The sequence below is a fragment of the Marinobacter pelagius genome (assembly GCF_003315345.1).
GTDB lineage: Bacteria > Pseudomonadota > Gammaproteobacteria > Pseudomonadales > Oleiphilaceae > Marinobacter > Marinobacter pelagius_A.
This window is the reverse complement of the sequence record NZ_QNRO01000026.1, coordinates 42,308-49,171: the sequence shown is the minus strand read 5'-3', so window position 1 is coordinate 49,171 and position 6,864 is coordinate 42,308. Positions and strand designations below refer to the sequence as shown.

General features: G+C 59.6%; 7 protein-coding genes. 2 read left to right on the top strand and 5 right to left on the bottom strand.

The genetic code is table 11. The annotated features are described in order from the left end of the window. The first annotated feature begins 164 nt into the window (after window positions 1-164). Window positions 165-836: an oxidoreductase gene (locus DET50_RS17285; protein WP_113863993.1), complete on the top strand. Its 672-nt coding sequence runs from the start codon at window positions 165-167 to the stop codon at window positions 834-836. Between the two features lie 5 nt (window positions 837-841). On the opposite strand, the gene DET50_RS17280 is transcribed toward DET50_RS17285, so the two are convergent. From DET50_RS17280 to DET50_RS17270, 3 genes are all read right to left on the bottom strand, one after another. After that, complete coding sequence (locus DET50_RS17280) at window positions 842-1,462, bottom strand: LysE family translocator (protein WP_113863992.1); 621 nt, start codon at window positions 1,460-1,462, stop codon at window positions 842-844. Window positions 1,463-1,552: 90 nt separating this feature from the next. Further along, window positions 1,553-3,220, bottom strand: a complete 1,668-nt coding sequence (locus DET50_RS17275) for a GMC family oxidoreductase (protein ID WP_113863991.1) — start codon at window positions 3,218-3,220, stop codon at window positions 1,553-1,555. Window positions 3,221-3,308: 88 nt separating this feature from the next. Further along, on the bottom strand, window positions 3,309-4,094 hold the full coding sequence (locus DET50_RS17270) for a ZIP family metal transporter (RefSeq protein ID WP_113863990.1): 786 nt from the start codon (window positions 4,092-4,094) through the stop codon (window positions 3,309-3,311). A 127-nt stretch (window positions 4,095-4,221) separates the two neighbouring features. Between DET50_RS17270 and DET50_RS17265 the strand changes: the two genes are divergently transcribed. Beyond that, the gene (locus tag DET50_RS17265; protein ID WP_113863989.1) at window positions 4,222-5,109 is read left to right on the top strand and encodes an alpha/beta fold hydrolase; all 888 of its coding nucleotides are present in this window, start codon (window positions 4,222-4,224) and stop codon (window positions 5,107-5,109) included. 8 nt (window positions 5,110-5,117) lie between these two features. On the opposite strand, the gene DET50_RS17260 is transcribed toward DET50_RS17265, so the two are convergent. Further along, the gene (locus DET50_RS17260; protein WP_113863988.1) at window positions 5,118-6,218 is read right to left on the bottom strand and encodes an oxidoreductase; all 1,101 of its coding nucleotides are present in this window, start codon (window positions 6,216-6,218) and stop codon (window positions 5,118-5,120) included. A gap of 152 nt (window positions 6,219-6,370) precedes the next feature. Then, window positions 6,371-6,826 carry a hypothetical protein gene (locus DET50_RS17255; RefSeq protein ID WP_113863987.1) on the bottom strand — a complete coding sequence of 152 codons (456 nt, stop codon included), beginning with the start codon at window positions 6,824-6,826 and terminating at the stop codon, window positions 6,371-6,373. Between the last annotated feature and the right edge of the window lie 38 nt (window positions 6,827-6,864).

The window sequence follows — 6,864 nt, the reverse complement described above, 5'->3', positions numbered from 1 at the left end:
AGTAGGCTGAAGAGGATCAATCAGATAATCCGCTGAGAAAGATTTTCTTCTTTACATCTTTGGCATTTTATCAACCAGAAATTCCGGATACCCCTTTTTTATATGCGTCCGACTGATAGACTCAAAGCGTGCATTCCAAAAACAAGATCAGGGAGAAACGCGGTATGAACGTGATGGTGCTGGGGGCGACCGGGTTGACCGGCCATCTGGTGGTACAGCAGTTGCTGGCCCGGGAAGCGATCAGCAAAGTGGTGGTGCCGGTGCGCAAACCGATGTCACTGGAACATCCGAAGCTGGACCAGCATGTGGTGGACTTCGATGATCTCACCGCCCATGCTGATATCTTTGCCGTGGATGCGCTGATCTGCTGCCTCGGAACTACCATCAAGAAAGCCGGTTCCCAGGACAATTTCCGGAAAGTGGATTACGGTTACGCCCTGGCTGCGGCGAAACTGGCTCGGGAACAGGGTGCAACGTCGTTGATCCTGATGTCCGCCATCGGCGCATCCTCCTCATCCACCATTTTCTACAATCGCGTAAAAGGGGAGCTGGAAGATGCGGTCCGAGAGCTGGACTTCCCCTACCTCTCCATCTACCACCCCAGCCTGCTTCTGGGCGATCGCCAGGAACACCGGGGTGGCGAAGAGCTGGGCCAGATGGCCATGCCACTGGTGAACCGGGTACTGATCGGTCCCCTCGACAAGTACCGGGCGATCAAGGCGGAGACCGTGGCCGAAGCCATGGTGAACGAAGTGTGCGGGATATCGTCGGCGGAACCGGCTGAGCGTGTGGTTCAGATCCGGGAATACCCGGACATTGTTGCCCTCGCCGGTTGACCGGCTTATTTCCCGTTCAGGATTCCCACCACCAGACGGCCGGCCAGACCTATCAGGACCGCACCGAAAACCCGCTCGAACCAGACCGCCCGCTGCCGGAGCGCATCCAGCCACCGGGGGTTGGAGAACAGCCAGGCGACGACCAGGTACCAGCTGGTGTCTATGATCAGCGCCGTGGCGGCATAGCCGAATTTCGCCAGCAGACTAGTGTCGGTGCCGACCACCTGGCTGAACAGGGCCAGGAAGAAGACGGCGATTTTCGGATTGAAGAAGGCAATCAGGAAGCCGTCCCGGGCTGCGCTTTTGGTGGTCGGCGCATCCGGCAGCTCCTCGTTTTCCTGCCGTTTTGCCAACAGGCCTTTGACTCCGAGCCAGGCAAGGTAACCTGCGCCACCCCATTGCAGAATCGAGAAGGCGGTAGGGGAGGCGGTAATGATGGCCGCCAGCCCGAGAATACTCAGGAAGGCGTAGATTCCCACGCCGACACCGTGGGACAGGGCGGTAATGACACCGTTACGCCGGCCACCGGTCAGGGTCTGTTTGAGCACCAGTGCCAGCGAGGGGCCGGGTGACATGGCGCCAAGAATGCAGATGGTGACAACGGTGAGCCAGGTGGCAAGGGTCATTGTGGGTCAGTCCTTTGCGAGTAAAACGGACTGCCAATTCTAGCAGCCCGTTCCCATCAAAAAACCTGGAAACTGCAATTAATTCAGCTGCTAATCGCCGCTCAGAATCCAACGCGCAGCCTTCTCGGCAATCATCAGGGTTGGCGAGTTGGTGTTGCCGCTGGTGATGGTGGGCATCACCCCGGCATCGACCACCCGCAGGCCTGCCACGCCCCGGACCCTGAGGTGAGGGTCCACTACGGCCTGGTCGTCATCTGCCCGGCCCATTCGGGTGGTGCCCACCGGATGGAAAATGGTGGTGCCGATATCTCCGGCCAGTTTGGCCAGTTCGTCGTCACTCTGGTACTCCAGCCCGGGCTTGAACTCCTCGGGCTGGTATTGCGCGAAGGCCGGTTGTTCGGCAATACGACGGGTCACGCGCAGGGAGTCGGCAGCGACCTTGCGGTCCTCCGGTGTGCTGAGATAGTTCGGGGCGATGGCTGGGGCCTGTTTCGGGTCGTTGCTGCGAATGCGCACGGTACCCCGACTGGTGGGGTTCAGGTTACAGACACTGGCGGTGATGGCCGGGAAACTGTGCAGCGGCTGGCCGAAGGCATCCAGGCTCAGGGGCTGGACGTGATACTCGATATTGGCGTGCTCGTACTCGTCAGAACTCCGGGTGAACAGGCAAAGCTGGGACGGCGCCATGCTCATGGGGCCGGAGCGGGTGAGCAGATACTCAAGGCCAATGCGGGCCTTGCCGATCAGGGAGTTGGCCATGGTGTTCAGGGTCGTGACCCCCTTGACCTTGTACACGGACCGTATCTGCAGGTGGTCCTGCAGGTTCTCGCCCACGCCGGGCAAATCGGCGACCACGTCTATACCGTGTTGTTTCAGAAGATCCGCAGGGCCAATGCCCGATAGCTGCAGCAGTTGCGGTGAGCCGATGGCGCCCGCGGAGAGGATGACTTCTCTTTCCGCGCAGGCAACCACATCACCGGCCCCGGGCCGCTCTACCCGGACTCCGGTGCAGCGGGGGCCGGAGCCACCCGATTCCATCTCCAGACCCAACACATGGGTGGAGTGCCAGAGGGTAAGGTTGGGGCGCTTCTCGGCTTTCCGAAGGAAAGCTTTGGAGGTATTCCAGCGCCAGCCCGAACGCTGGTTGACCTCGAAGTAGTCCACACCTTCATTGTCACCCCGATTGAAGTCCCGGGTTCGGGGGATGCCTGCCTCAACGCAGGCGGTGGCAAAGTCTTCCAGCACCTGCCATTTCAGGCGCTGGTGCTCCACCCGCCATTCACCGCCGTGACCGTGGAATTTATGGTGTTCCTGATCAGCATCGCCGCCCTCGTCCAGCCGATAGTGGTCCTCGTGGCGCATGAAGTCGGGTAGACAGTTGTCCCAGCGCCAGGCGTCCTCACCGGTGACTTCGGCCCACTGGTTGTAATCCCTGGCCTGGCCACGGATGTAGAGCATGCCGTTGATGCTGGAGCAGCCCCCCAGGGTCTTGCCCCTGGGGTAGATCAGCGAGCGGCCGTTCAGGCCGGGATCCGGTTCGGTCCGGAAACGCCAGTCGGTGCGGGGGTTGTCGATACAGTAGAGGTAGCCGACGGGAATGTGGATCCAGTGGTAGTTGTCCCGGCCGCCCGCCTCGATCAGCAAGACCCGGTTATTCGGGTCGGCACTCAGGCGGTTGGCCAGCAGGCAGCCAGCGGTGCCCGCGCCCACGATGATGTAATCGAAAGGCCCGGAGGACGAACGGGTTCTGTCATTCATGATGTCTGACCGGTTTGTTTTTATTGTGTTGAGATAGCTCTTTGTATCGCAAATCCTTGCCGGATACATCCTGAATTGGACGAATGGATTAGCCGAGGGTGGCATCCAGGAACATCATGACAACGAAGCCAGCCAGTAGGCAGAACGTAGACATGATTTTCCACTGCCGGTGATGGGTTTCCGGAATGATTTCGTTGCTGATGATGAACAGCATGGCGCCTGCGGCAAAACCCAGGGTCCAGGGCATGAGGGGCTCGGCCAGCCACACCAGCGTGGCGCCGAATACGCCGCCGATTGGCTCGGCGAGTCCTGTCAGCAGCGCAATGGTGAAGGCCTTCAGGCGGGAATAGTCGATGGCCAGCAGGGAGAAGGCGACGGCCAGTCCCTCCGGGATATTCTGCAGGCCGATACCTGTCGCCAGTACGTAGCCGTTGCGGACATCGCCGCCAGCAAACCCGACGCCGACCGCCATGCCCTCCGGAAAGTTGTGCAGGGTAATGGCTATTATGAACAGCCAGATGCCACGTATGTATGAAGCGTCTGAACCCTCGCGACCAAGCTCGAAATGCTGGTGCGGAAGTTTCTGGTGGACATAGAGCAGGGCGGCGGCGCCGGAGAGCACACCGAAGATAACGATCAGCGCCGCAAGCCAGGTGTGGCCGGTGATGTCCGCGCCGTATTCCAAGCCCGGGAGCAGGAGCGAGAAAAAGGAGGCGGCCAGCATGACGCCGGCGGCAGCCGCCAGCATGCCATCCTGGAGCTTGTGGCTGATGGTGCGTACCAGAAAAATCGCCAGGGCGCCTGCCCCGGTGGCCAGGCCGGCAAACAGGCTGGCAAGGCTTCCCAGCCAGACGATACTGAAATCAGCGGACATTCGGGCTCCTTTTGGCTGTCGGTTTGAGCATAGCACTCCACGGCCCTTGGCGAATGGTCGAATGGCGCGGCTCGGTTCGCCTGAGTCATAACAACGATGGCAGAACAATCAGGACAGGGGAAATACCATGGGGTTTAGTGAGCTGTTCGAATACCGCCAGGTGAATGCTGGAGGCGTAACCATCAACGTTGCCCACGCCGGTTCCGGGCGGCCCCTGTTGCTGCTTCACGGATACCCGCAGAACCATCGGATGTGGCAAAGGGTGGCACCGGCCCTCACTCAGGATTTTCATGTCATCTGCCCTGATCTCAGGGGGTACGGGGACAGCGACAAACCGGATTCCGATCCGGAGCACGTCACCTACAGCAAGCGACAGATGGCCGCCGATATGGTGGCAGTCATGCGCGCATTCGGCCATGAGCGATTCAGTGTGGCGGGCCACGATCGTGGCGCCCGGGTGACCCACCGTCTCTGTCTGGGTTTTCCGGATCTGGTCGAGAGGGCGTGTGTCATGGACATTGCGCCCACTCTGCACATGTTCGAGCACACCGACCAGGACTTCGCGACCGGCTACTATCACTGGTTTTTCCTGATACAGCCCGATAACTTGCCAGAGCACATGATCGGCCTCGACCCGGATTACTATCTGCGCGAGAAGCTCCGGCGATGGTCTGCGCCGGGGGCGACATTCGATCCGGAGACGGTTGGCGACTATGTTCGCTGCTTCTCGGCCCCGGAGGCAATCCATGCCAGCTGCGAGGATTACCGGGCAGCGGCGACTGTGGATCTGGACCATGACCGGGCGGACCGGGACGCCGGTCGAAAGGTCACCTGTCCGTTGTTGGTGCTGTGGGGGAAGGAAGGGTTCGTGAACCGGACCTACGACGTGCTGTCAGTGTGGCGCGATTACGGTGCCGACGTGCACGGCAAGGCGCTTGAATGCGGTCATTTCCTGCCTGAAGAGGCGCCGGAGTCCGTCATTGACGAACTCCGGCGGTTTTTCGCGGCTGGCTGACCCCCAGGTCAGGCGGCGTTCTGTTCGCGCCAGGCCAGTTCATTGGTAATGGTGGCTTTGGGCTGCAGCATGGCGAAGTCCAGATCGTCGATTTCCTTACCATCCTTTAGCCGCTGTACGAAGTCCGGATTCGCAAGCGCTTTCTTGCCGACAGCCAGCAGGGCACCCGGGAATTGGTTGGCGACATCCTGATGGTTGGTTTCATCGATACCACCGTTGAGAATCAACTCCAGACCTTCAACCGAGGCTGCCACATCTGCGAGGCTCTGATCGCCATCGACAAAGTTCTGCCGGCTGACGTCACCATCGGTGGTGTGGACGAAATCGGCACCGGCGTCCCGAACCGCTTCGACAATTTTCCGGAAGCCAGCCTCGCCCTCGGGTAGCTGATAGTCCGGATCGGTCACCGTCGCCTGAGACAGCCGTATGCCCACCGGATAGCTGTCACCGACGGCTTCCCGAACGGCGCGGACTACTTCCACCACAAAGCGCAGGCGGTTCTCCAGAGTTCCGCCATAGCGGTCTTCACGTTTGTTGAAATGCGTGCTCAGGAACTGGTTGAGCAAATAGCCGTTTGCTCCGTGAATCTCGATGCCATCAAAGCCCGCTGCTTTAGCGTTCTCAGCGGCACGGGCAAAGCCATCGACCGCCACTTCAATATCTGACTCAGTCATTGCGGACGGGGTCTGCCAGGCTTCCTGGTCACCATACAGGCCAAGGGGCGCGCCCTTCGGACTCACTGTGCTTGGGCCAAGCGGCTGATCCGTGTAGTGATTGGCCTGGAACTGGGCACCGGCATGCATCAACTGGATGAAGATCTTGCTGCCAGCTTCATGGACACGGTTAACGATCGTTTCCCATCCGGAGATGTGGGCATTATTGATGATGCCCGGCTGGTTGGCATAACCCTGGCTCGCCTTGTCATCTGTGTAGGTGCCTTCGGTGATCACCAGGCCAAAACCGCCCCTGGCATAGGCTTCGTAGTGATCGGCCATCAGTGCATTCGGGGTCCCGTCGGCCTCGGCGCTGGTGCGCGTCATCGGGGCCAGGGCAAACCGGTTAGGTACCTCGATAGAACTGAATTTGCAGGCTTGCATAACGTCGCTCATAGATACCCTCATAGGCCAATGAATTGTGAGAGCAAACTATCGTGGCAGAGAGCGTTCTCTTAAAGCGAAGAATATCGATTTAGCCTGTCAGTATTTTTGAAGGATTATTCCGAACCGGCTCGTCTAGGGGCGCCACTTCCTTGCCTACGGGCCTAATTCGTTTTGTAGGTGGGATAAACGGAAGGGGCTAGCGTAGGTTCGCAACCAATAGCTCCCCGCGCCTGCTTATGGGCATGCAGATACCAGCGTCTGCCGCCAGAGCTGAAGGTGGCCTCTTTTATTTCAAAGCTGGCGGTGGTGACCGTCGCAGGAACCGGAGTGCCATCTGCGTGCCGGTAGACGCAGCTGGTTTCCAGGCTGAATGCCGTGGCCACGGGTAATGCAATGAAGCCGTCCTCGGTAACACTGGGCGCCTTGCCATCGATGGAAATCACCTTGAGACAAGGGCCAAAGTGGACCTTGTCGAGATCATCAATGTACTCGCTGAGACAGTGTTGAGCACTCAGCAGAACCCGGTCGGGGGGAATGTTGCCTTGTGTGTCGGAAGGTAGCGACTGACAGCCGCTCAGAATGAAAAGCGCCGAGAGGAAAGGCAGTATGCGTGGCATGAGAGTCTCCTTGCCTGTGCCTTTCCTCCCGGTACGCC

Bases quoted from the DNA above. Each gene is read 5' to 3' on its own strand.
- DET50_RS17260 (WP_113863988.1), bottom strand. From the start codon at position 6,218: ATGAGCGACGTTATGCAAGCCTGCAAATTCAGTTCTATCGAGGTACCT.
- DET50_RS17255 (WP_113863987.1), bottom strand. From the start codon at position 6,826: ATGCCACGCATACTGCCTTTCCTCTCGGCGCTTTTCATTCTGAGCGGC.
- DET50_RS17265 (WP_113863989.1), top strand. From the start codon at position 4,222: ATGGGGTTTAGTGAGCTGTTCGAATACCGCCAGGTGAATGCTGGAGGC.
- DET50_RS17280 (WP_113863992.1), bottom strand. From the start codon at position 1,462: ATGACCCTTGCCACCTGGCTCACCGTTGTCACCATCTGCATTCTTGGC.
- DET50_RS17275 (WP_113863991.1), bottom strand. From the start codon at position 3,220: ATGAATGACAGAACCCGTTCGTCCTCCGGGCCTTTCGATTACATCATC.
- DET50_RS17285 (WP_113863993.1), top strand. From the start codon at position 165: ATGAACGTGATGGTGCTGGGGGCGACCGGGTTGACCGGCCATCTGGTG.
- DET50_RS17270 (WP_113863990.1), bottom strand. From the start codon at position 4,094: ATGTCCGCTGATTTCAGTATCGTCTGGCTGGGAAGCCTTGCCAGCCTG.